The organism is Kitasatospora sp. NPDC036993 (assembly GCF_055607525.1).
Genome location: NZ_JBVJRP010000004.1, coordinates 205,649 through 229,168 on the forward strand (window position 1 = coordinate 205,649; position 23,520 = coordinate 229,168).

The 23,520-nt window shown below is 72.6% G+C and carries 15 protein-coding genes; 8 read left to right on the top strand and 7 right to left on the bottom strand.

Annotation, left to right across the window (positions count from 1 at the left end):
• Positions 1 to 154 precede the first annotated feature (154 nt).
• Together ACZ7C5_RS10025 and ACZ7C5_RS10030 are read left to right on the top strand one after the other, a co-directional pair.
• Positions 155 to 1,573 (top strand): family 2B encapsulin nanocompartment shell protein, encoded by a 1,419-nt coding sequence (locus ACZ7C5_RS10025; protein ID WP_401080214.1) that lies wholly within the window; start codon positions 155 to 157, stop codon positions 1,571 to 1,573.
• A 324-nt stretch (positions 1,574 to 1,897) separates the two neighbouring features.
• Positions 1,898 to 2,947: a family 2 encapsulin nanocompartment cargo protein polyprenyl transferase gene (locus ACZ7C5_RS10030; protein ID WP_401080212.1), complete on the top strand. Its 1,050-nt coding sequence runs from the start codon at positions 1,898 to 1,900 to the stop codon at positions 2,945 to 2,947.
• A gap of 105 nt (positions 2,948 to 3,052) precedes the next feature.
• On the opposite strand, the gene ACZ7C5_RS10035 is transcribed toward ACZ7C5_RS10030, so the two are convergent.
• Positions 3,053 to 4,093: an NAD-dependent epimerase/dehydratase family protein gene (locus tag ACZ7C5_RS10035; RefSeq protein WP_470322396.1), complete on the bottom strand. Its 1,041-nt coding sequence runs from the start codon at positions 4,091 to 4,093 to the stop codon at positions 3,053 to 3,055.
• A 185-nt stretch (positions 4,094 to 4,278) separates the two neighbouring features.
• Here ACZ7C5_RS10035 and ACZ7C5_RS10040 point away from each other — a divergent pair, with 185 nt between their 5' ends.
• Together ACZ7C5_RS10040 and ACZ7C5_RS10045 are read left to right on the top strand one after the other, a co-directional pair.
• Positions 4,279 to 5,313, top strand: coding sequence for a DUF1254 domain-containing protein (locus ACZ7C5_RS10040; RefSeq protein ID WP_470322397.1), 1,035 nt, complete (start codon positions 4,279 to 4,281; stop codon positions 5,311 to 5,313).
• A 45-nt stretch (positions 5,314 to 5,358) separates the two neighbouring features.
• Complete coding sequence (locus ACZ7C5_RS10045; protein ID WP_401080206.1) at positions 5,359 to 6,693, top strand: DUF1254 domain-containing protein; 1,335 nt, start codon at positions 5,359 to 5,361, stop codon at positions 6,691 to 6,693.
• 272 nt (positions 6,694 to 6,965) lie between these two features.
• Here the strand turns inward: ACZ7C5_RS10045 and ACZ7C5_RS10050 are convergent, their stop codons facing one another.
• On the bottom strand, positions 6,966 to 8,948 hold the full coding sequence (locus ACZ7C5_RS10050; protein ID WP_470322398.1) for a BACON domain-containing protein: 1,983 nt from the start codon (positions 8,946 to 8,948) through the stop codon (positions 6,966 to 6,968).
• A gap of 150 nt (positions 8,949 to 9,098) precedes the next feature.
• On the opposite strand from ACZ7C5_RS10050, the gene radA reads away from it, so the two are divergent.
• Entirely contained in the window at positions 9,099 to 10,622 is a 1,524-nt protein-coding gene (radA, locus tag ACZ7C5_RS10055; protein ID WP_401080202.1) for a DNA repair protein RadA, read from the top strand.
• Positions 10,623 to 10,821: 199 nt separating this feature from the next.
• A complete protein-coding gene (gene disA / locus ACZ7C5_RS10060) occupies positions 10,822 to 11,880 on the top strand; it encodes a DNA integrity scanning diadenylate cyclase DisA (protein ID WP_401081326.1) in 1,059 nt (352 codons plus the stop codon).
• A 205-nt stretch (positions 11,881 to 12,085) separates the two neighbouring features.
• On the opposite strand, the gene ACZ7C5_RS10065 is transcribed toward disA, so the two are convergent.
• Positions 12,086 to 12,946: a hypothetical protein gene (locus tag ACZ7C5_RS10065; RefSeq protein ID WP_401080200.1), complete on the bottom strand. Its 861-nt coding sequence runs from the start codon at positions 12,944 to 12,946 to the stop codon at positions 12,086 to 12,088.
• Positions 12,947 to 13,182: 236 nt separating this feature from the next.
• Here ACZ7C5_RS10065 and ACZ7C5_RS10070 point away from each other — a divergent pair, with 236 nt between their 5' ends.
• Entirely contained in the window at positions 13,183 to 14,058 is an 876-nt protein-coding gene (locus ACZ7C5_RS10070) for an HhH-GPD family protein (RefSeq protein WP_401081323.1), read from the top strand.
• Positions 14,059 to 14,184: 126 nt separating this feature from the next.
• Here the strand turns inward: ACZ7C5_RS10070 and ACZ7C5_RS10075 are convergent, their stop codons facing one another.
• Positions 14,185 to 15,780 (bottom strand): MDR family MFS transporter, encoded by a 1,596-nt coding sequence (locus tag ACZ7C5_RS10075; RefSeq protein ID WP_401080198.1) that lies wholly within the window; start codon positions 15,778 to 15,780, stop codon positions 14,185 to 14,187.
• A gap of 220 nt (positions 15,781 to 16,000) precedes the next feature.
• On the opposite strand from ACZ7C5_RS10075, the gene ACZ7C5_RS10080 reads away from it, so the two are divergent.
• Positions 16,001 to 16,633 carry a TetR/AcrR family transcriptional regulator gene (locus tag ACZ7C5_RS10080; protein WP_401080196.1) on the top strand — a complete coding sequence of 211 codons (633 nt, stop codon included), beginning with the start codon at positions 16,001 to 16,003 and terminating at the stop codon, positions 16,631 to 16,633.
• 70 nt (positions 16,634 to 16,703) lie between these two features.
• On the opposite strand, the gene ACZ7C5_RS10085 is transcribed toward ACZ7C5_RS10080, so the two are convergent.
• The 3 genes from ACZ7C5_RS10085 to ACZ7C5_RS10095 all read right to left on the bottom strand — a co-directional run bounded on the left by ACZ7C5_RS10085 (position 16,704) and on the right by ACZ7C5_RS10095 (position 23,435).
• Positions 16,704 to 17,636, bottom strand: coding sequence for a M23 family metallopeptidase (locus tag ACZ7C5_RS10085; protein ID WP_401080194.1), 933 nt, complete (start codon positions 17,634 to 17,636; stop codon positions 16,704 to 16,706).
• Positions 17,637 to 18,226: 590 nt separating this feature from the next.
• Positions 18,227 to 20,572 carry an immune inhibitor A domain-containing protein gene (locus ACZ7C5_RS10090; RefSeq protein WP_401080192.1) on the bottom strand — a complete coding sequence of 782 codons (2,346 nt, stop codon included), beginning with the start codon at positions 20,570 to 20,572 and terminating at the stop codon, positions 18,227 to 18,229.
• A gap of 343 nt (positions 20,573 to 20,915) precedes the next feature.
• Positions 20,916 to 23,435, bottom strand: coding sequence for an ATP-dependent Clp protease ATP-binding subunit (locus ACZ7C5_RS10095; protein WP_188297603.1), 2,520 nt, complete (start codon positions 23,433 to 23,435; stop codon positions 20,916 to 20,918).
• Between the last annotated feature and the right edge of the window lie 85 nt (positions 23,436 to 23,520).

Consider the following 23,520-nt stretch of genomic DNA (forward strand, 5'->3'; position numbering starts at 1 on the left):
CGATTTCGATCGGGTGATCTATTCGTACTATTTGTTCGACCATTCCGAACCACTCGAACGAGTGATTGCGGGTCACCCGCGAATGGGCCCACCATGAAGCTGCAACACGCATGTGCAAGGCGACACTTCATCGGGATATGCGAAGGGCCCCCTCATGTCGACCGAAACCAATGCCGGTGTTCCTGCGCCAGGTGCGCAGTCGGAGATCCGGCAGCAGCAGAGTCTGAGCACGGCGGGCGCGCGGAACCTCGCGACGACCACGAAGTCCGCACCGCAGATGCAGGGCATCAGCCCGCGCTGGCTGCTCAGGAAGCTGCCCTGGGTGCAGGTGTCCGCCGGTACCTACCGGGTGAACCGGCGCCTGCGCTACGCGGTCGGCCGGGGCCGGGTGAGTTTCGTCAAGACCGGTGCCGAGGTGCGGATCGTCCCGCCGACGCTGGCCGAGGTGCCGGTGCTGCGCGGCTTCCAGGACGAGGCCGTGCTGGAGGAGTTGGCCTCGCGCTTCGTGCAGCGGGACTTCAACCCGGGCGACGTCCTGGTCCAGGCCGGGTCGCCGATCACCGAGGTCTTCCTGATCGCGCACGGCAAGCTCGACCGGCTGGGCACCGGCAAGTACGGCGAGGAGACGGTGGTCGGCACCCTCGCCGACGGCGACCACCTCGGCGACGAGGCGGTCCGGCAGGACGGCGGCGACTGGCCGTACACCGTCCGCGCCGCGACCGCCGGCACCGTCCTGTCGCTGACCTGGCCCGCTTTCCAGGAGCTGCACGACCGCTCCGAGGCGCTCCAGCTCCAGGTCATCGAGTACCTGAACGGCTTCCAGCAGGCGCAGAACAAGCACGGCGAGGCCGCGATCGACCTCTCCGCCGGCCACCTGGGCGAGTACGAGCTGCCCGGCGCCTTCGTGGACTACGAGCTGAAGCCGCGCGAGTACGAGCTGAGCGTCGCGCAGACGATCCTCAAGGTGCACTCCCGGGTCGCCGACCTCTACAACCAGCCGATGAACCAGACCGAGCACCAGCTCCGGCTGACCATCGAGGCGCTGCGCGAGCGCCAGGAGCACGAGCTCGTCAACAACCCCGAGTTCGGCCTGCTGGAGAACGCCGCGTACGACCAGCGCTTCCAGACCCACTCCGGTCCGCCCACCCCGGACGACATGGACGAGCTGCTCAGCCGCCGCCGCGGCACCAAGATGTTCCTGGCCCACCCGAGGGCCATCGCCGCCTTCGGCCGGGAGCTCAACAAGCGCGGCCTCAACCCGGGCACGGTCGAGGTCGAGGGCAGGCAGATCACGTCCTGGCGCGGGGTGCCGGTCTTCCCGTGCAACAAGATCCCGATCGTCGGGAGCACCAGCTCGATCATCGCGCTGCGCACGGGCGAGGACAACCAGGGTGTCATCGGCCTGCACCAGACCGGAATCCCGGACGAATACCAGCCGAGCCTTTCGGTGCGGTTCATGGGAATCGACGACAAGGCCATCATTTCCTACCTGGTGAGCGCCTACTACTCCGCCGCGATCCTGGTGCCGGACGCGGTCGGCGTCCTGGAGAACGTGGACATCGCGCAGTACTGACGGTCGGCGGGGCCGGACGCGGAGCGATGCGTCCGCCCTGGGCAGCCCGACGGGCCCCGGGCGGACGGCGCGCCCCGGCGCGCCCCGGCGCGCCCCGGCGCGCCCCGGCGCGCCCCGGCGCGTCCGGGCACGCCCGCCCGTACGCGCAGAGCCCGTACGCGCAGAGCCCGTACGCGCAGAGCCCGCGGCGCAGCGCCCGCCCGTACGGACACGGCCCGAGGCGCGGCCCGGGCGGCGTGCGCCCGCGGCCGGCCCCGCAGCGCAACCCCGGCCCGCCGACGGCGGGCCGTCCCACGACAGGCGCCCGACAGGGGGAAACACCCAATGACGAGTCCCACGCTGGAGCGGGACCACAAAGAGGGGCACGAGGCGGCGGACATCCTCGCCAGGACCCGAGCCCTCGTCGACCCGGTCCTGCGGGCCGCCGTCGACTCGCTGCCCGGCACCATGCGCAAGGTGTCCGGCTACCACTTCGGCTGGTGGGAGGCGGACGGCACCCCCGCCGAGGCCCCCGCCGGCAAGGCGATCCGGCCGGCCATGGTCCTCGCCGCCACCCAGGCCCTGGGCGGCAAACCCGACGAGGCCGTCGCCGCGGCCGCCGCCGTGGAGCTGGTGCACAACTTCACCCTGCTCCACGACGACGTCATCGACCGGGACGAGACCCGGCGCCACCGGCCCACCGCCTGGCGGGTGTTCGGCACCACCGAGGCCATCCTGGCCGGGGACGCCATGCACTCCCTCGCGCTGCGCCTGCTCGCCGAGGACACCCTCCCGGCCGCCCACGGCTCGATCCGCCGGCTCGCCGACTGCGTGGTCGAGCTCTGCGAGGGCCAGCAGATCGACTGCGCCTTCGAGCAGCGCAACGACGTCTCGCTGCCCGAGTGCCTGGCGATGGCGGAGGCCAAGACCGGCGCCCTGCTCGGCGCCGCCTGTGCGATGGGCGCCCTGTACGGGGGTGCGTCCGAGGAGGCGGCGCAGGCGCTGGACGGCTTCGGCCGGGAGATCGGCCTGGCGTTCCAGCTGATCGACGACCTGATCGGGATCTGGGGGGACCCGGCGGTGACCGGCAAGCCGGTCGGCGCGGACCTGGTCGCCCGGAAGAAGTCGCTGCCGGTGGTCGCGGCACTGGGCTCCGGCACCGCCGAGGGCTCGCGGCTGGCCGAGCTGTACGTGCTGGAACGCCCGCTGAGCCCGGAGGAGTTGGCGCAGTGCGCGGCGGCCGTCGAGGCGGCCGGCGGGCGCGGCTGGGCGCAGGGCGAGTCCTGCGAGCGGATGGCCACGGCGATGGCGCAGCTGGCCGTCGCGGTACCGGAGCCGGCCGCGGCCGACGAACTGCTGGCGCTCGCCGAGCTGGTCACCCGCCGTACCCACTGAGCGGGCCGCCCGTGTCGAACGTCCCCGGTGGTGCGCCGGTGGGTGTCCCCGGGAGCGGGAGGCCGGCCCGGCCTCCCGCTCCCGGCGCCCGAGCCGGCCCCGCCCTCAGCCGAACGCGGCCAACAGCCGCCGCTCCTTGGCGGGTTCGATGCCCTGCCGTACCGGGGCCTCCGGCCGTCCCTTGCGCCCCTCGGCGTCGGTGTCCCCGGCCGGCCCCCGCGTCCGCAGCCACTCCCAGGTGTCCCGCGCCGTCTCGGCGAACGGCCGGCAGCGCAGCCCGGCCGCCTCGGCCCGGCTGGTGTCGGCCAGCCAGGTGCCCGCCATCTCGGGCAGATCCGGTGCCCAGAAGGGCAGTTCGGTCCACGGGGCGACCTGGTCAGGACCCTCGGCGAGCAGCGGCCCGTCCGGGACCGGGACCAGTTCGGTGTCCGCGGCGCCCGCCACCTGCCGGCAGGTCTCCAGCCACTCACCGAAGCGCAGCCGCCCGGGCGGCGCCGTGGTGACGAACCGCCCCGTCGTCCCGGCCGTCAGCAGGTCCAGTCCGAAGCCGGCGAAGTCCCGGACGTCGATCACCTGCATGGTCCGCTGCGGATCTCCCGGGGCGAGCACCCGCCCGCCGCGCGCCATCCGCTCCAGCCACCAGGGCAGCCGGCCGCCGTACTCGTACGGCCCGGCGAGCAGCCCGCTGTTCAGCACCAGCGTGCGCTCGGCGCCGAACCCCGCCAGCACGGCGCGCTCGCAGCCGGCCTTCAGGGCGGTAGCGGCCGGCTGGCCGGGCGGGGTGTCGGCGGGACAGGGGTGTCGTACGGAGTCCTCGTCGATCACCCGGGCGGGCCAGTCGGCGAAGGCGTGCACGGAGGAGACGAAGGTGTAGTGGCCGGCCCGCCCGCCCAGCAGCCGTGCGCTGAGCGCGGCCTGGGCGGGCTGCTGGGCCGAGGTGTCGACGACGGCGTCCCAGCTGCGGCCGTCGACCAGCCGGGCGAGGTCCCCGGCCCGGTCGCGGTCGCCCCGGACGGCCTCGACGCCGGGCAGGTCGGCGGCGCTGTGGCCGCGGTTGAAGGTGGTCACCCGATGGCCCCGGGCGAGGGCCTCGGCAGCGTAGGCCCGTCCGAGGAAGGACGAGCCCCCAAGCAGGAGGATCTTCATACCGCCGAGTCTCCCGCCGCCGCCCCGCCCGTACGTCCAGCTTCGCGCTCAGCAGAGGGCGGACGACCAGACGCCGTACGGCCGCCGGTCCGACGTGCCGCCCCACCCGGCCCCGCCTAGCATCCCAGGTGTACCGATCCGAGCGACACGTCGATCCGAGCGGCCCGCGGTGGGAGAGCGACAGCATGGTCAATCCGGCACTCGTGGACCCGACCACCGTCCGCGCCACCGCGGCCGAGGCCTGGATCCGCGGCTACCCGCTGCTGCGGAACTACCGCGCCCTGTACGCCCAGGCCCTGGACGACGCGGACCCGGGGTACGTCGGCGGCTTCGGCGTCTTCCGCCACCAGCCGCGGCCGTCCGCGCCCGGCAGCGGCAAGGGTGGCGCGCCAGGCGGTGACGAGCCCGGGGACACCCTGGACTCCCGCGCCTGGCTGGACCTGCGCACCGAGCCCTGGGTGGTCTCGGTGCCCGCCGGGGACCGTCACCACGTCCTCCTGGTGCACGAACTCGACACCGTGTACGCCGGGTTCATCGGCACCGGGACCACCGGCCCGGGGTCCGGCGACCACCTGATGGCCGGCCCCGACTGGCACGGCGAGCCCCCGCCCGGCATCAGCGGCGTGATCCGCACCGCCACCCGGCTGGTCGGCATCCTGGGCCGCACCCGCCTCACCGGGACCACCCCCGCCGGGACCGCCGCCCTCCAGGAGCGGTACCGACTGCGCCCGCTGCACGAGTACGCCGGGACACCCGCGCCGGCACCCGCCCCGGAGCCGGTCTGGCCGGTCTGGCGCGAGGAGGTGACGGACACCGTCGAGTTCCTCTCCTTCCTCGACTTCCTGCTCGGCTTCTTCCCGCTGGACGGCCCCGTCCCGCTGCCGTCCGCCGAAACCGGACTGCGCGGCCGCCTCACCGACCTCGGCGTCGACGGCCGTGGCGAGTTCGAGCCCGCCGCCCTCCCCCTGGAGGTGCGCGCCGAGATCGGACGCGGCCTCGCCGACGGCCGGGCCCGGCTGGAGCGCGCCACCGCGGAACTGCGCGGACGCACCGGGCTGTCCGGCACCCGGGAGCAGATCGGTGCGGACTTCCTGCGCCAGGCCGCCGGCGCCGCGCTCGACCTCCACGGGCTGCCCGCCGCGGAGGCCGGGGCCGACACCGCCCCGGCCGGCACCGCCCCGGACGGCCGCCGGCCGCTCCCGCCGCTCGGCCCGCGCTGACCGGACCCGCCCCGACCGCCCCTTCCCCCGTCCGAAGGACCCCCGATGAACCAGCCCGAGCTGGAGGCCCTGGCCGCCGACGCGTACGTGTACGGCTACCCGCTGGTCGCCGGCCTCACCATGGTCGAGCGCTTCACCAGGGGCGGCATGGGCACCCTGCCGGCGGCGCCGTTCAACCACTTCAGCCACGCCACCCGGCTGGCCGGCCCGGCCGACGACTTCGTCTCGGTCAACAACGACACGATCTACTCGATCGCCCAGCTGGACCTCTCCGAAGGCCCGCAGGTGCTGAGCGTCCCCGACACCGCCGGCGCCTACTACGTGGTGCAGTTCATCGACGCCTGGACGGACAACGTCGCCTACCTCGGCAGCCGCGCCACCGGCACCGGTGCGCAGACCTGGCTGATCGTCCCGCCGGGCTGGCACGGCACCCCGGCCGACCGGGACCGGGTGATCGAGCTGCCGACCACCGTCGGCACCGTCGTCGGCCGCTTCGCCTGCGCCGGCCCGGACGACCTGCCCCGGGTCAGGGCCCTGCGGACCGCCCTGGAACTGGCGCCGCTGGAGCCCGGGGGCCTGGTCGCCGGACTGCCCGAGCCGGACGGGGACGTGCCCGAGCGGCTGGCCTTCTTCGAGCGCCTGCGGGTCTGGATGCAGGCCTTCCCGCCCGCCACGGCGGACATCGAGTACCAGCGCCGCTTCGCCCCGCTCGGCCTGCTGGACGACGGCGCCTCGCCGTACCGGGCGGCCGCCCCCGAATGGACGCTGGCACTCGCCAAGGGCCTGGCCGCCGGCCGGGAACGGGTCGAGGACGCCACCCGCCCGCCGGAGGACCACCCGCCCGGCGAGTGGCGCGGCGCGCTCCACCTCTTCGACTACAACACCGACCACCTGGGCCCCGGCACCCTGGACGACCCCGAGTGGCGCATCCCCGACCGCCGCGCCGCCTACCTCAGCCGGGCCGCCGCCGCCCGGGCCGGCCTCTGGGGCAACCACGCGTACGAGGCCTCGTACGCGATGACCTACGACGACTCCGACGGCCGCCCCCTCACCGGCGCCAACAGCTACACCCTGCGCTTCGACCAGCCGCCCCCGGCAGAGGCGTTCTGGTCCGTCACGATGTACTCCGTCCCGGACTACTACCTGGTGGAGAACCCGATCGACCGCTACTCGATCGGCGACCGCACCCCCGGGCTGGTCCGCGGCGACGACGGCTCCCTCACCCTGACCCTCCAGCACGACCGGCCCGAGGACCCGGCCGCCGCCGCCAACTGGCTCCCCACCCCACCCGGCGAGTTCCGCCCCATCCTCCGCATCTACCGGCCCAAGCCCTCCGTCCTGGAGGGCAGCTACCGGGTCCCGCCGATCCATCGGACGTGACGGCCTTACTGCCGTCGTGCGTGAGAAGTCGGCCGGGTCGACTTCTCGTGCGTGCTGTCCTGTTCCGAGCAGGCTTGAGGCGGTGTTGTGCCGGCTGCTGCTGTTCCGAGTCCTTCGTGTCGGTGGGCGGCCACCGGGCCCCGCCGATCCGTCGGACGTGACGGTCTTACTGCCGTCGTGCGTGAGAAGTCGGCCGGGTCGACTTCTCACGCGCCCTGTCCTGCTCCCAACAGGCCTGAGGTGCCAGCCGGGCGGCAGCGTTGCGCGGACTGCTACCGACCCGGTGAGGACGCCGTCGCCGGGCTCGTCGGCTGCGGCGAGGCGTCCGGACCCGGCGTCGCCGTGGCCGTGCCCGAGGGGGAGGGGGAGCCCGGCGGCGAGCCGGACGGCGAGGCCGGCGACGTGGGCGTGTCCGACGGGGAGGGCGCCGCGGTGGCCGTCGGGTGCGGTGACGCGGTGGCGGACCCCGTCGGCACCGGCGTCGAGGCCGGCGAGGCCGTCGAGGCCGGCGAGGGGTCGGCCGGGGAGGAGGCGGACCCGCCGCGGTTGTGCGGCCCGCCCTCCAGGGTGACCACCGCCTGCGAGGGCGGCAGCGCGATCCGGGCCGTCCAGTGCGTCGTCGGCGCCTGGTCTTCGTCCACCGTGACGATGACGGTGATCCGCTGGCCTGGCGCCAGGGTGCCGGCGTCGCGGCTGAGCCGGAGCCAGCCGGCGTCCGTCACCGCGCGCCAGCGGATCTCCGTGCCGCCGGAGTCGGTGAGGGTGAGGACGGTCCGGTTGCCGTACTCGCGGGCCTCGACGGTGAGCAGTCCGGCCGGGGCGGGTTCGCCCGGGCCCGGTGTGGAGGTCTGGTCGACCACGGGGGCGGGCGCGGCGACCAGGGCGGGGCTGCCGAGCGGGGCCGCGCCGTGCGCCGGGACGGGTACCAGCGCGCCCTCGAAGGTCAGTCGCGGAAACCCGGGATGCAACGTTTCTGCACCGCCGCTACCGGAACCACCCATGCCCCGGCCGGTCCCGGCCCCCGCCAGCTCCATCCCCGGCATGCCGGTCGAACCCGGCCCCACCGGGCCGCCCACCGGGGGCCTCGGCCGCTGCCCGGCCGGCCGTCCGGCCTCGTCCACCCGCACCGCCGACACCGAGGCCGCCGACCCTGACCCGCCACCGCCCCGGTGCCCGGCCCAGAGCGCGATCACCGGCGCCGCCAGTACGGCCGCGAGCACCCCGGTGGTCACCACCCGCCGGCGCACCGCCAGCCCGCGCCCCGCGTCCGGCGCCCGGTGCCGGGGGAAGCCGCCCTGGTCGAACCGCAACCCCGGCTCGGCCACCCGAGAAGCCGCCGCCCGAGAAGCCGCCGCCCGAGAAGCCGCCGCCCGAGAAACCGACGTCCGAGAAACCGACGTCCGAGAAGCCGCCACCCGAGCACCCGCCACCGGAGCACCCGCCGCCGAGCCCGCCGTACCGTCGGCCGCCCCCGCCCCCGCCCCCACGCCCGCCGGAGCAGCCGGCACCGCCAGCCCCGACAGCCCCGCGGCCCGCTCCGCCGCCTCGCTCGCGGCCACCCGCTCCGCCGTCCCCCGGCAGCTCGGGCAGTCCACCACGTGCTGCACCAGCTCCCGCCGCAGCGCCGGGCCGAGCACCCAGTCCCGCCAGGACTCCGCCCCGGCCCCGCCGAGCCGGTCCAGTTCCGGGCAACTGCCCACGCCGAGCACCAGCAGCGCCGCCCTGGTCCTGGCCACCTCGGCCTCGGCCCCGGCCAGCAGCTCGCGGGTCCGGTCGAACGGCAGGCCCAGCACCGCCGCCACCTCCAGCGGGGTCAGCCGGTGCCGGGCGGACAGCTCCAGGGCCTCGCGCTGCTCCGGGTCGGTCCCGGCCGCCTCCGGCCAGGCGAGCGAGGACAGCTCGCGCCGCCGCCGGGCCGCCTCGGCCTCGCCCGGTTCCGGGCCGGCCGCCTGCCCGGCCCCGGTCACGCCCGGGCCCCCGTCCGCGAGCCGCCGCAGGCAGGCGTACCTGGCCAGCGAGAACAGCCAGGCCCGCAGCAGCCCGGGCTCGGCCAGCCGGTCGGCGTGCCGCCGCGCCAGCTCGCGGACCTCGCGCAGGGCGTCGGCGGCCGCGTCGTGCTCGCACAGCACCGAGAGGCAGTAGGTGAACAGGCCGTCCACCTGTCGGTCGTACGCCGCGAGCACGGCCGCGGCCCGCGCCCCGGCCGGTCCGTCCGCCCCGCCCGGCCCGTCCGGTCCAACAGTTCTCCTCGTCACCCGTCCGACGGTAGAGACCGCGGACGGCTGACCCCGACCATTCAGCGCGTATGTACTTCTTTCGGGTAACAACATCGCCCATCTGTGTGGATGCGCGGCGTGCCCGGCGGCGGACCGCCGCTGTCACACCCAGGCGCTACGGTGGGCCGCATGCCTCCGCGTTCCAAGACCACCGCCAAGCCGCGCCCGGCGTACCGCTGTACCGAGTGCGGCAACCAGCTGCCCAAGTGGGTCGGCCGCTGCCCGGAGTGCAACGCCTGGGGCACGGTCGAGGAGTACGGCGCGGTGCCGATCCGCACCACGGCCGCCGGCCCGGTCAGCGCGCCCGCCCGCCCGATCGCCCAGGTGGACGGCCAGGTCGCGACGGCCCGCTCGACGGGCGTGCCGGAGCTGGACAGGGTGCTCGGCGGCGGCCTGGTGCCCGGCGCGGTGGTGCTGCTGGCCGGCGAGCCCGGCGTCGGCAAGTCCACCCTGCTGCTGGACGTCGCGGCCAAGGCGGCCACCGCGCAGCACCGCACGCTCTACGTCACCGGCGAGGAGTCGGCCGGCCAGGTCCGGCTGCGCGCGGACCGGATCAACGCCCTCTCCGAACACCTCTACCTCGCCGCCGAGTCCGACCTCGGCGCGGTGCTCGGGCACATCGAGGCGGTCAACCCCGGCCTGCTGATCCTGGACTCGGTGCAGACCATCGCCTCGGCCGAGCTGGACGGCGCCCCCGGCGGCCCGGCCCAGGTCCGCGAGGTGGCGGGCGCGCTGATCCGGGCGTCCAAGGAGCGCGGCATGGCCACCCTGCTGGTCGGCCACGTCACCAAGGACGGCCAGATCGCCGGCCCGCGCCTGCTGGAGCACCTGGTGGACGTGGTGCTCAGCTTCGAGGGCGACCGGCACGCCAGGCTGCGCCTCATCCGCGGGGTCAAGAACCGCTACGGCGCCACCGACGAGGTGGGCTGCTTCGAGCTGCACGACGAGGGCATCGTCGGTCTGGCCGACCCGTCCGGCCTGTTCCTGACCAGGCGTGACAAGCCCGTCCCCGGCACCTGCCTCACCGTCACCCTGGAGGGCAAGCGCCCGCTGGTGGCCGAGGTGCAGGCGCTGATGGTGGATTCGCAGATCCCCTCCCCGCGCCGCACCACCTCGGGGCTGGAGTCCCCCCGGATCGCGATGATCCTGGCGGTGGTCGAGCGGCACGGCGGGGTGAAGCTCGGCAAGCAGGACATCTACACCGCGACGGTCGGCGGGGTGAAGCTGTCCGAGCCCTCCGCGGACCTCGCGGTGGCGCTCGCGGTGGCCAGCTCCTCCACCGACACCCCACTGCCCAGCAACCTGGTGGCGATCGGCGAGGTCGGTCTGGCGGGCGAGGTGCGGCGGGTGACGGGTGTGCAGCGCCGGCTCGCCGAGGCGCACCGGCTGGGCTTCACCCACGCCCTGGTCCCGCCGGACCCGGGCAAGGTGCCGCCGGGCATGAAGGTGGTCGAGGTGGCCGACATCGGCGAGGCGCTGCGGGCCATCCCGGGCCGCCGCCGCTCCGCCGCCAAGCCGCGCCCCGAGGCCCGCGGTGAGGCACCGTCGGCGCCGCCGGCCCCCCGCTCCGCCCGGGGCGCGGACCGCCCGGCGGCGCACCCCGAGGAGCTGATGGAGGGCTGGGAGCCGCTCGACTCCGACGAACTGCGCTGACCCAAGCCCTGCCGAAGCCACACACAGTTAGACTTTCCCCAGTCTCATTGGCCAGAAGGCAGTACCGAGCGGTACTGAGCGACAGAGCAACAGACCGCGGACCGGCGCACGGCGCGAGGCGCGGCACGGGGTCGACCGGAGGAGTCACGTGGCAGCCAGCGACCGGGGGGCGGACAAGGCCTCCCGCGAGGAGGCCCTGCTGCGGGCCTCCCTCACCGCCATCGCGCCCGGCACCGCGCTTCGTGACGGCCTGGAGCGGGTCCTGCGGGCCAACACCGGCGGTCTGATCGTGCTGGGCTTCGACAAGACCGTCGAGACCCTGTGCACCGGCGGCTTCGTCCTGGACGTCGAGTTCAGCGCCACCCGGCTGCGCGAGCTGTGCAAGCTCGACGGCGCGGTGGTGCTCGACAAGGACATCACCAAGATCGTCCGGGCCGGCGTGCACCTGATGCCGGACTCGACCATCCCCACCGACGAGACCGGCACCCGCCACCGCACCGCCGAGCGGGTCAACCGGCAGACCGGCTACCCGGTGGTCGCGGTCTCGCACTCGATGCGGCTGATCGCGATGTACGTCAACGGCACCCGCCGGGTGCTGGAGGACTCCACCACCGTGCTGTCCCGCGCCAACCAGGCGCTGGCCACCCTGGAGCGCTACAAGCTGCGCCTGGACGAGGTGGCCGGCACGCTCTCCGCGCTGGAGATCGAGGACCTGGTGACGGTCCGGGACGTCACCGCCGTGGCCCAGCGCCTGGAGATGGTCCGGCTGATCGCCACCGAGATCGCCGGCTACGTGCTGGAGCTCGGCATCGACGGCCGGCTGCTCTCGCTCCAGCTGGACGAGCTGATCGCGGGCGTGGAGCCGGAGCGCGAGCTGGTCGCCCGGGACTACTTCCCCGAGCGGGCCGCCAAGAAGGGCCGGACGGTCACCGAGGTGCTGGCCGACCTGGAGGCGCTCACCCACGCCGAGCTACTGGACCTCCAGACGGTCGCCAAGGCGCTCGGCTACTCGGGTTCGCCGGAGTCGCTGGACTCCGCCGTCTCGCCGCGCGGCTACCGCCTGCTGGCGAAGATCCCGCGCCTGCCCAACACGGTGATAGAGCGCCTGGTCGAGCACTTCGGCGGCCTCCAGAAGCTGCTCGCGGCCAGCATCGACGACCTCCAGACGGTCGAGGGCGTCGGCGAGACCCGTGCCCGCTCGGTCCGCGAGGGCCTGTCCCGCCTCGCCGAGTCGTCCATCCTGGAGCGCTACGTCTGACCGGACGCGCGGCGGCGACGGTCGCCCGAACGGCTGTGACGGCCCCCGAGGAAACGTTTCCCCGGGGGCTGTCACACGTCCGCGCCGAGCCCCGGCCGCCCCTCGGCCACGCCCCGTCGCCGCCTCGTCCGCGCCCGTCCGCGCCCGTACGAGGAGGAGCCCCCGGCCGTGGCGGCCGGGGGCTCCGAAGGAAGGTGACCGGTTCTCAGCTGTCCAGCCGGATCGAGGCGCGCGCCGAGACCTTGTCCCCGGAGAGCCCGGTGAGCTCCGCGAGCACCACGTAGGTGCCGCTCGCCGGCGGCGTCTGGTCAGCGGTCGCGCACTGCGGCTTGCTGCGGCTGCGGTCCCAGGTGAAGGTCTCGGTCTGGCTGCCGTTGGCGCCGAGCTGCACCCAGATGCTGCCCTTGTCGGCCGGGCAGTCGCCGGAGGACCAGACCCGGTCGTTGCTGCTGCCGCTCACCGTGATCACGGAGGCGGTGCGGCCCAGGTCCACCCGGCAGTTGGTGCCGGAGGAGTTCTTGACCGTCAGGGCCAGCCGCGGCTTGTCCTTGGGCTGGTACGAGTTCTGGGTGCCGGCCAGCTCCAGCGCCACCTGCGAGGAGGCGCAGACCGGCAGCGCCATGATCTCGGTGGTGTTCACCACCGGCACGCCGCCGCCCGAGCCGCCCGCACCGCCACCGGTGCCGCCGCCGGTCGCCGGCGCGGCGCCGCCCCCGGGGGCCGGGTTGGCTCCGCCGGTGCCGGTGCCGCCGCTGAGGTTGACCTCGGTGCCGCCGCCACCCGCCACCGGGCCGCCCCCGGTGCCGGTACCGGCACCCGGACGCGCCGCCGGGCCGCTCGGGGAGGCACCCGGCGTGATGGCCTGGGCCGGGGTCTGGCTCTGGCTCTGGGACGGAACGGCCTGGGCGGCCTTGCTCTGTGAGCCGCCGTCACCGCCCCCGCCCTGATCGATCATCAGCCAGGCGATCAGGGCGACCACCGCCGCCCCGGCGACGAGCACGACGATGCGCCGACGCCAGTAGATCGAGGCCGGCAGTGGTCCGACGGGTTGACGCAGAGAAGGCACGACCAAACTCTACGAGACTGTGTGTGGCGATTGACTCATCAACACCGCACAGTCACCCCTTCCTTCACATGATCCGCCATTTGACCCGTTCGAGCGAGCCCCAATCGGACGATTTCCGGAGTCGCCCGGAGAATCCGGAGCGATCTGATCCACTTCGGCCAGGACGGCGGGCATGGGAGGATCGAAGGGCCATGACTGCCATCACCACCGCCGCCGCCGACGCCGACCGGCTGCCGATGCCCCTGCCGCTGTTCCACTCGACCGTCCTGGACTGGTACGAGGCGAGCAAGCGCGACCTGCCCTGGCGGGCCCCGGACGCGACGCCCTGGGCGGTCGTGGTGAGCGAGTTCATGCTCCAGCAGACCCCGGTCAAGCGGGTGCTGCCCGCCTGGGAGGCCTGGCTCACCCGCTGGCCGACCCCGGCCGACCTCGCCGCCGACGCGCCCGGCGAGGCGGTCCGGATGTGGGGCCGGCTGGGCTACCCGCGCCGGGCGCTGCGCTTGCACGCGGCCGCGGTGGCGATCACCGAGGAACACGACGGCGAAGTCCCGGACGACCACGCCACCCTGCTCTCGCTGCCCGGGGTGGGGGAGTACACCGCCGCCGCCGTGGCCTCCTTCGCCTTCCGCCGGCGGCACGTGGTGCTGGACACCAACGTCCGCCGGGTCTTCGCCCGCGCGGTGACCGGCGTCGAGTACCCGGCCCAGGCCACCACCGCCGCCGAGCGCCGCACCGCCACCGCGCTGCTGCCCGACGACGCCGAGACGGCCGCCACCTGGGCGGTCGGCGTGATGGAGCTGGGCGCACTGGTCTGCACCGCGCGCGGCCCGGAGTGCGGGGACTGCCCGCTGTTCACCGGCTGCGCCTGGCAGCGGGCCGGCCGTCCGCCGTACGAGGGCCCGGCCCGGCGCGGACAGACCTACGAGGGGACGGACCGCCAGGTGCGCGGCAAGCTGCTCGCGGTGCTGCGCGAGGCGCACGGGACGGTGCCGCAGGCCCGGCTGGACGCGGTCTGGCCGGACGCGGTGCAGCGGGCCAGGGCGCTGGACGGGCTGGTGGCGGACGGTCTGGTCGAGCCGGTCGAGCAGGGCGTCTACCGGCTGCCCCAGTAGCCGGCCCCGCGGCAGCGACCTGCCCTCAGCGCAGCCCGACGGCGCCCCCGGGAACGACGGCGCCCCCGGGAACGACGGTGCCCCCGGGAGGAGGACCTCCCGGGGGCACCGTGCGGAGCGGGACCGTCAGACGGCCGCCGCCTCCAGCGAGGACTCGGCCGGCTTCTCGTCCTTGCCGGTCCCCCGCAGCGGCACCTCGCGCAGGAACACCGCCGCGGCGATCCCGATCACGGCCACGCCGACGCCCCACAGGAAGACGGTGTGCATGCCGTTGGACACCGCGTGGTGGTAGGCGTCCTGGATGGCCGGATCCAGCTTGCGCAGCTCGACCGGGCTCATCTGGCCCGGGTCCTGCACGCCGCCGCCGGCGACGGCCTGCTCGCCGAGCCGCTCCTTCATGGTGTCGGTCACCCGGTTGTTGAACAGCGCGCCGAACAGCGCGACACCGAAGGACCCGCCGATGGTGCGGAACAGGGTGGCGGTGGAGCTGGCCACGCCCATGTCCTTGAGCTCGACGCTGTTCTGCGCGACGAGCATGGTGATCTGCATCAGGAAGCCCATGCCGGCGCCCAGCACGACCATCCAGCAGGCCGAGGTGAAGCCGCTGGTCCCGGTGCCCATGGTGGAGAGCAGGAACAGGCCGACGGTCATCACGATGGTGCCGATGATCGGGTAGATCCGGTACTTGCCGGTCTTGGTGACGGCCTGGCCGACCACCAGCGAGATCACCAGCATGCCGAACATCATCGGCATCAGCAGCAGGCCGGAGTTGGTGGCCGAGGCGCCCTGGACGATCTGCTGGTACAGCGGCAGGAAGACGGTCGAGCCGAACATCACGAAGCCGACGATGAAGCCGATGATCGAGACCAGGGTGAAGTTCAGGTTCCGGAACAGGCCCAGCGGGAGCATCGGCTCCTCGACCCGCTGCTCCACGTAGCAGAAGGCGATCAGCGAGGCGGCGGCGAGCGCGGCCAGGCCGAGGATCTCCTTGGAGCCCCAGGCGTACTGCTGGCCGCCCCAGGTGGTGATCAGCACCAGCGAGGTGATGCCCGTGGTGAGCAGGACGGCGCCCAGGTAGTCGATCTTGGCGGTGCTGCGGACCTTCGGCAGCTTCAGCGTGACGACGACCACGGCGAGCGCGACCACGCCGAGCGGCAGGTTGATGTAGAAGGTCCAGTGCCAGCTCAGGTGGTCGGTGATGAAGCCGCCGACGAGCGGGCCGCCGATGGTGGCGAGGGCCATCACCGCGGCGAACATGCCCTGGTACTTGCCGCGGTCGCGCGGCGGGACGAGCGCGCCCATGATCGACATGACGCCGACCATCAGACCGCCGGCGCCCAGGCCCTGTACGGCGCGGAAGCCGATCAGCTCGTTCATGTTCTGCGACAGGCCGGACAGCGCCGAACCCACCAGGAAGATCACGATCGAGGTGAGGAAGGTGCCCTTGCGGCCGTACATGTCGCCGAGCTTGCCCCAGATCGGGGTGGAGGCGGCGGTGGCCAGGGTGTACGAGGTGACCACCCAGGACAGGTGCTCGGCACCGCCGAGGTCGCCGACGATGGTCGGCATCGCGGTGCCGACGATCAGGTTGTCGAGCATGGCCAGCAGCATGGTGACGACCAGGCCGACCATCACGAGGCGGATCTCGCGCGGTGACCGCGGTTGCTCCTCCTCGGCCGTCTTGTCCTCCGGCACCGGACCGGCGGTCTTGGACTGTGACATGAGGGGGGTCTCCCGGAGGTGTTGCGGACGGAGCGTCGCGCCGCGCGGCGGCTCACTTACTTGTCGCCCGGCTAGTTTATCGATCGTCGGCACGGTAGGTTGTTCACTAGCCGGTCGTCAAGCCAGTTTCCCGACCGAGCCCCTGGGCAGGGAGAATGAGTCCGGGGCGGACACCACCCCGGGGTCCGCAGCAGTCACCGACGCAGTCATGAGGCAGGCCATGGCCACTCCGCACAGCCCCCGCAGCGACACCCGGGCTCGCATCGTCGAGGTGTCACTGGAGCTCTTCTCCGAGCAGGGCTACGAGCAGACCTCACTGCGCGAGATCGCCGACCGCCTGGGCGTCACGAAGGCCGCGCTCTACTACCACTTCAAGACGAAGGACGACATCGTCCTGGGCATCGTCGAGCGGATGGCCGCGCCGATCGACGAGACCATCGCGTGGGGCCGGCAGCAGGCCTGGAGCCCCAAGATGCGCGACGAGCTGATCCGCCGCTTCGCGGACGGCATGGCCGAACGTGCCCCGCTGCTGCGCTTCTTCCACGAGAACCAGCCCGCGCTGCGCGAGTCCCCGGCCGGGCAGGCCTTCAAGGACCGCATGATCACCATGATGCAGCTGGTGTGCGGGCCGAACGCGGACTTCCAGGACCGGCTTCGGGCCGCGATGGCGCTGTTCGCCGTCCACTCGGCGCTGTTCCTGCTCAAGCAGGACAGCGCGGACTGCGCTCCCGTCACCGAGAACGTGTGGGGGGAGCCGCTGGAGCCGGCGCCCACCCTGCACCACGCGATCGAGGTGGCCAGGGAGGTCGCGCTCGAGATCGGCGGCCGGATCAGCCACCCCGGCGCCGCCTGAGCGGGCGCCGGCGCTGCCCCCGGCGCCGCCCGAGGAGCCCCCGGCGCCGCCCGAGCGGGCGCCGGCCGGCTCAGAAGTTCGTGACGCCGTGCCCCGCGAGGTACGCGATCGGGTTCACCACCGCGCCGTAGCGGTTGCTGGTGCGGATCTCGAAGTGCAGGTGCGGGCCGGTCGAGTTGCCGGTGTTCCCGGACATCCCGACCCGCTCGCCCGCCGACACCCGCTGGCCCGCCGAGACGGAGACCGAGGACATGTGGGCGTACTGCGCGAAGTACCCGTCCGCCAGCCGCAGCACGACCTCCTTGCCGTACGCGCCGTCCCAGCCGGCCGACACCACGGTCGCGTCGCCGACCGCCAGCAGCGGGGTGCCAGGGGAGACCGCGAAGTCCACCCCGGTGTGGTACCCGGCCGCGTAGCTGCGGTTGGGCTTCCCGTACGGATTGCTGGTGGGCGCGTCCGGCACCGGGGCCGACCAGCCGGGAGCCGGGGCCGGAGCGGGCTCGGGTTCGGGCGCCGGTTCGGCGGCGGGCTCGGGAGCCGGTTCCGCTGCGGGTTCGGGCGCGGGCGGTTCGAACGGCAGCAGGTTGGCCGCCACCGCCACGAACTGCTGGGCCGAGTCGCCGTCGTCGGGCAGCTTGTACGGGCTGGGGCCGGCCACCTGGACCAGCCCCGCGCTCGGCAGCTCGGCCCGCGGCACGGTGAAGGCGGAGCTGCCCGGGGTGGTGGGCAGCACGGTCTGCGCCGAGGCGGTGCCCGGCACGGCGACCAGCAGCACACCGGCGAGCAGCACCGCGGCCGATCCGGCCGAGACCAGCGCGTGGTCGTGCTCGGCCCGCTGCCTGCTGCCGGGCAGCGTGGCGTGCCGGGGTGATCCGAGCCTGCGCAGCGGCGCGGCATGGGTGCGGACGGCGTGGCCGAGCCGGGGCTGCCAGGCTGCGGCCCGGGCGGCCGTACCGGCGGCGAGCCGGCGCAGGGCCGGCCCCACGGGCGGGATGGTGGACATCGCTTGCCGTACCTCACGGATCGTACGAGGGCAGCACGAGGAGCCCGTTCGGGCGCGTGCTGAGCGGGGGACCACTCAGGTGTAACGGTCACCGAGCGGACTCCCAAACGGTGTGACGTACTACGGCGTGTAGTCAGCGTGGCGCCGGAGATTCAGACCGACGGAGTAACGATCATGGGATCCGGTCGCCCACGACCGCCCCGAAGCGTCCGGCGGCTCCGGCCGGTCCGGCTACTACCGTCGCTCGTACCGGGCCGTCGGCCTGTGACCAGTGCCACGCGCGGCCGGGGTTCGGCGGGCTCGGACCGCTTTCCGTCCGCCCCGCCGACCGGCCGGGCCCGCCGCGGGACCATCGGCCCGTGTTCGGCGACAGGGGCGAGGACCCCGATGCCGGCCCTCGGCCGGACCGGGGCCGACGTCGAGGTGGCGGCCGCCGCCTTCCCGGACCGGCTGCCCCCGTCCGGTCCTGAGGGCGCTCCGGCACGGCGGCCGGAAATGCGTCCGGCCCGCCCCCGCGCGGTGCGGGGACGGGCCGGACGTGGAGTTGTCAGAGTTGCCTGGTCACAGGCCGATCGTCAGTGGAGCGACGATCAGTTGTCGACCGGGCGGACCCGGATCCAGGTCTCCAGGTAGTTCGAGGACTCGTTCTCGACCTCGATGCTGGTCCCGGTCTTCGGGACCTCGACGCCGCTGTACGGGTTGTCCTTGTTCCACCACGACTTCAGGTCGTTGAACTCGTCGACGCCCTTGGTCTTCGGGATGACGGTCTCGACGCCGGCCTTGTGCAGGGACAGCGCGGAGACGCGGCGGGAGCCGAAGGTGGAGTCGAAGCCCTGCATGCGCGGACGCATCAGGGTGCCGTCGGTCCACTTCAGCGGGGTCGGGTGCGAGTCGACCGGCAGGATCAGGCCCTGGCCCGGGTGCGAGCTCACGTTGTTGTCGGTCTGCGACTCGTCCCACAGCCAGATCAGCAGGCCGGGCTGGTACGGGTAGTACTCCACCCAGTTCGGGCGGTCGGCGAAGCCGAAGTTGTACGGGCCGGTCTTCAGGGTCTTGTCGTAGGACACGTACTGCCGGTTCTCCGCGATGTAGTGCTGCGCGTAGTCCTTGGTGTACGAGCCGCCGAAGCGGGAGAAGCCGTTGGCCGCCCAGCCGTTGTCACCGTTCTCGACGTCGTCGCTGAACACGGTGGCGCCGTCGGCGACGACCGCGATGTTGTCCAGCGTCAGGCCGCGGTAGTGCAGGCCGCCGTCGGTGGTGTTGTGGTAGCGGAACTTGACCTGCTTGCCCGCGTAGGCGTCCAGGTTGAAGGACAGGTCGCCCCAGGCGGCCACCTGGCCGCTGAGGGCCGGACGGTCGTTCTCGCGGGGCAGCGCGGTGCCGTTCCAGGTGCCGTCGATGACGGTCCAGTTCGTGCCGCCGTCGGTCGAGACCTCGCCGAACGCGTAGTCGAAGTCCTGCTCCAGCTCGTACCAGGCCTTGGCGTTGATGCTGGCCTTGGTCTTGCCGGTCAGGTCGATGTCGCGGGTGAGCGTGACGTTCAGGTCGTCGGCGCTGCCGCTCCACCACTCACCGGCGCCGCCGAACGGCTTGTTGATCTCGGTGGTGATCTTCTTCGCGGGCAGGTCGACGATCAGACCCTGCGGCAGGTCGCTGTTGTACTCCGCCGGGCCGATGTGGTGGGTCGACTCGGTGCCGGACTTGGCGCGGTCGGCCTTCAGCCAGCCGAGCTTGTACTTGCTCCAGGCGTCGAGGTCGTTCGGCATGTCGCCGATGGCGCCCTTGCCCTCGCCGAGCCAGGAGCCGGAGGACATCAGGGACCAGAAGCCGACCGAGTTGTCGATGCCCCGGCCGGTGGTGTCGTAGAGGTCCGGCAGACCGAGGTCGTGGCCGTACTCGTGGGCGAAGACGCCGAGGCCGCCGTTCTCCGGCTGCATCGTGTAGTCGCCGACCCAGATGCCGCTGTTGCCGACCTGGACGCCGCCGAGCTTGTTGCCCTCGGGACCGGCCGAGCCCTGGAGGTTGCCGTAGACGTACGAGCGGTGCGCCCACAGGGCCTTCTTGCCCTGCTTGCCGCCGCCGGCCGACTTGTCCTCGCCGGCGTGCACGATCTGGAAGTGGTCCAGGTACCCGTCGGGCTGGTTGAAGTTGCCGTCGTGGTGCGAGCCGTAGCGGTCCCACTGGTCGTACTGGGCCAGGGTCGCCTTGACCTGCGCGTCGGTCTGACCCTTGGCCAGCTGGTCCTTGTACCAGATGTCCACGGCGTCGCGGATCAGGTCCTGGGCGCTGGCGCAGACGTTGGAGCCGCAGTAGTCGGAGCCGTAGCGGGCCTCGTTCCACGGCACCCGCACCCAGTCCGAGACCACGCCGTCGACCGAGTAGCGGCCCGAGGACTGCTGCTCGTAGTAGGTCTTCAGCGAGGGCTTGTCCTTGGCGAAGTACAGGTCCTGGAAGTGCTTCTGGTTGTAGTCGGCCTGCCACGCGGTCGAGTTGTTGGTGGCCGCGTCCGGCTTCTCGATCTCGTTGTGCTTCGGGCCGGCCTCACCGCCGTACTTGACCTTGCCGTCCGGCGTCGTGGTGGTGTTGTCCACCTGGTCACCGAAGTCGACCAGGATGGTGAAGATCTTGTCCGTGCGCTCGCGGGCGAGCTCGACGTACTTGTCCTTGCCGAGCTTCACACTGGTGCTGCCGTTGTGCTTCTCGACCTGGGCGGTGCCGTTGAGCAGCTTCTCGGTGGCGGCCTTCTGCTCCGCCTCCACCTTCGCCGTCAGCGGGCCCGGGATGTTGTGCTCGGTGCTCTGGACGGCGTCGGCCGGGTCCCGCGGGACCGGGGCCGAGCCGGAGGCGACGGCGGTGCCAGGGAACAGGCCCGCGCCAAGCGTGACTATGACCGCTGTGGCCGTGGCAGCCGCAGCGGATCTCCTGATGTTCTTCAACGTTGTGACGTCCTCCCCGACCGGGGCTAGCTCTTGGCCAAAGCCCGGCAAACCAAAATGAAAGACAGGTGGACGTCATTTGATACAAGCGTGCATAAAAAAGATAGACCTTGACCGTGACATGGTCACGGCGCTATCCTCCGCGACTCCCCATCATCTGACTGTCTGTCAACAGTATGTTCGTTAAAGCTTGCTGAGAAACCGAGCGCACCCGCACCAGCCAGCACGGAGGCCACACGCCCGGTGCGGGCCCGCGCCGGACGCGGCGGGAGCGGAACGCACCGAGCCCCCGGCACGGGTGCCGGGGGCTCGGTGGCTGTGAAGTTGTCTGTTAAAAGTTGGGCTACTTCGTCAGGTCGGGACCGGACGAGGCGACCGCGGCCGGGGTGTCGGCGACTGCCGACTTCTCCTCGCCGCGGAAGGTGAACTTGGCTTCCTTGCCCTCGCCCTCGACGTCGACGACGACGATGTGGCCGGCCCGCAGCTCACCGAAGAGGATCTTCTCGGAGAGGTGGTCCTCGATCTCGCGCTGGATGGTGCGGCGCAGCGGACGGGCACCCAGGAGCGGGTCGTAGCCGCGCTTGGCCAGCAGCTTCTTGGCCTCGACGCTGAGCTCCAGGCCCATGTCCTTGTCCTTGAGCCGCTCGTCCACCTTGTCGATCATGAGGTCGACGATCTTGATGATGTCTTCCTCGGACAGCTGGTGGAACACCACGATGTCGTCGACGCGGTTCAGGAACTCGGGGCGGAAGTGCTGCTTGAGCTCCTCGCCGACCTTCGCCTTCATCCGCTCGTACCCGCTCTGGGTGTCACCCGTGGCCGCGAAGCCGAGGTTGAAGCCCTTGGAGATGTCCCGGGTGCCGAGGTTGGTCGTCATGATGATGACGGTGTTCTTGAAGTCCACCACGCGGCCCTGGGAGTCGGTCAGGCGACCGTCCTCCAGGATCTGGAGCAGCGAGTTGAAGATGTCCGGGTGGGCCTTCTCGACCTCGTCGAAGAGGACGACGGAGAACGGCTTGCGGCGGACCTTCTCGGTCAGCTGGCCGCCCTCCTCGTAGCCCACGTAGCCGGGCGGGGAGCCGAACAGCCGGGAGACGGTGTGCTTCTCGGAGAACTCGGACATGTCGAGCGCGATCAGCGCGTCCTCGTCGCCGAAGAGGAACTCCGCCAGCGTCTTGGACAGCTCGGTCTTACCGACGCCGGACGGGCCGGCGAAGATGAACGAACCGCCGGGACGCTTCGGGTCCTTGAGGCCCGCACGGGTGCGCCGGATGGCCTGGGAGAGCGCCTTGATGGCGTCCTTCTGGCCGATGACGCGCTTGTGCAGCTCGTCCTCCATGCGCAGCAGGCGGGACGTCTCCTCCTCGGTCAGCTTGAAGACCGGGATGCCGGTGGCGGTGGCCAGGACCTCGGCGATGAGCTCCTCGTTGACCTCCGCGACGACGTCCATGTCGCCGGCCTTCCACTCCTTCTCGCGCTTGGCCTTGGCCTGAAGGAGCTGCTTCTCGTCGTCGCGCAGGGACGCGGCCTTCTCGAAGTCCTGCGCGTCGATCGCGCTCTCCTTCTCGCGGCGCACGTCGGCGATCTTCTCGTCGAACTCGCGCAGGTCCGGCGGCGCGGTCATCCGGCGGATGCGCATCCGGGAGCCGGCCTCGTCGATCAGGTCGATCGCCTTGTCCGGCAGGAAGCGGTCCGAGATGTACCGGTCGGCCAGGGTGGCGGCGGCGACCAGGGCGGCGTCCGTGATGGAGACCCGGTGGTGGGCCTCGTAGCGGTCGCGCAGACCCTTGAGGATCTCGATGGTGTGCGGCAGCGAGGGCTCGGCGACCTGGATCGGCTGGAAGCGGCGCTCCAGCGCGGCGTCCTTCTCCAGGTGCTTGCGGTACTCGTCCAGGGTGGTGGCACCGATGGTCTGGAGCTCGCCGCGGGCCAGCATCGGCTTGAGGATGCTGGCGGCGTCGATGGCGCCCTCGGCGGCACCCGCACCGACCAGGGTGTGCAGCTCGTCGATGAACAGGATGATGTCGCCGCGGGTGCGGATCTCCTTGAGGACCTTCTTCAGGCGCTCCTCGAAGTCACCGCGGTAGCGCGAGCCGGCCACCAGCGCGCCCAGGTCCAGCGTGTAGAGCTGCTTGTCCTTGAGCGTCTCCGGGACCTCGCCCTTGACGATCGCCTGGGCCAGGCCCTCGACCACGGCGGTCTTGCCGACGCCGGGCTCACCGATCAGCACGGGGTTGTTCTTGGTGCGGCGGGACAGCACCTGCATGACCCGCTCGATCTCCTTCTCGCGCCCGATGACCGGGTCGAGCTTGGCCTCGCGGGCGGCCTGGGTGAGGTTGCGGCCGAACTGGTCCAGGACCAGCGAGGTCGACGGGGTGCCCTCGGCGGGCCCGCCGGCCGTGGCCGACTCCTTGCCGCCGCCGGTCTGGTAGCCGGAGAGCAGCTGGATGACCTGCTGGCGCACCCGGTTGAGGTCGGCGCCCAGCTTCACCAGGACCTGGGCGGCGACGCCCTCGCCCTCGCGGATCAGGCCGAGCAGGATGTGCTCGGTGCCGATGTAGTTGTGGCCGAGCTGAAGGGCCTCGCGGAGCGACAGCTCCAGCACCTTCTTCGCCCGGGGGGTGAAGGGAATGTGACCGGACGGGGCCTGCTGGCCCTGGCCGATGATCTCCTCGACCTGCTGGCGAACGGCCTCAAGAGAAATCCCGAGGCTCTCCAGGGCCTTGGCGGCGACGCCCTCGCCCTCGTGGATCAGACCCAGGAGGATGTGCTCGGTGCCGATGTAGTTGTGGTTGAGCATCCGGGCTTCTTCCTGAGCCAGGACGACAACCCGCCGCGCGCGGTCGGTGAACCTCTCGAACATCGTTTATCGCTCCTCAGAGCGGTCGGGCAGTTCGGGGTCCGTCCCCGCCCTGTCCTTCCGCATGCTAGTCCCGCTCAGCGGCGCG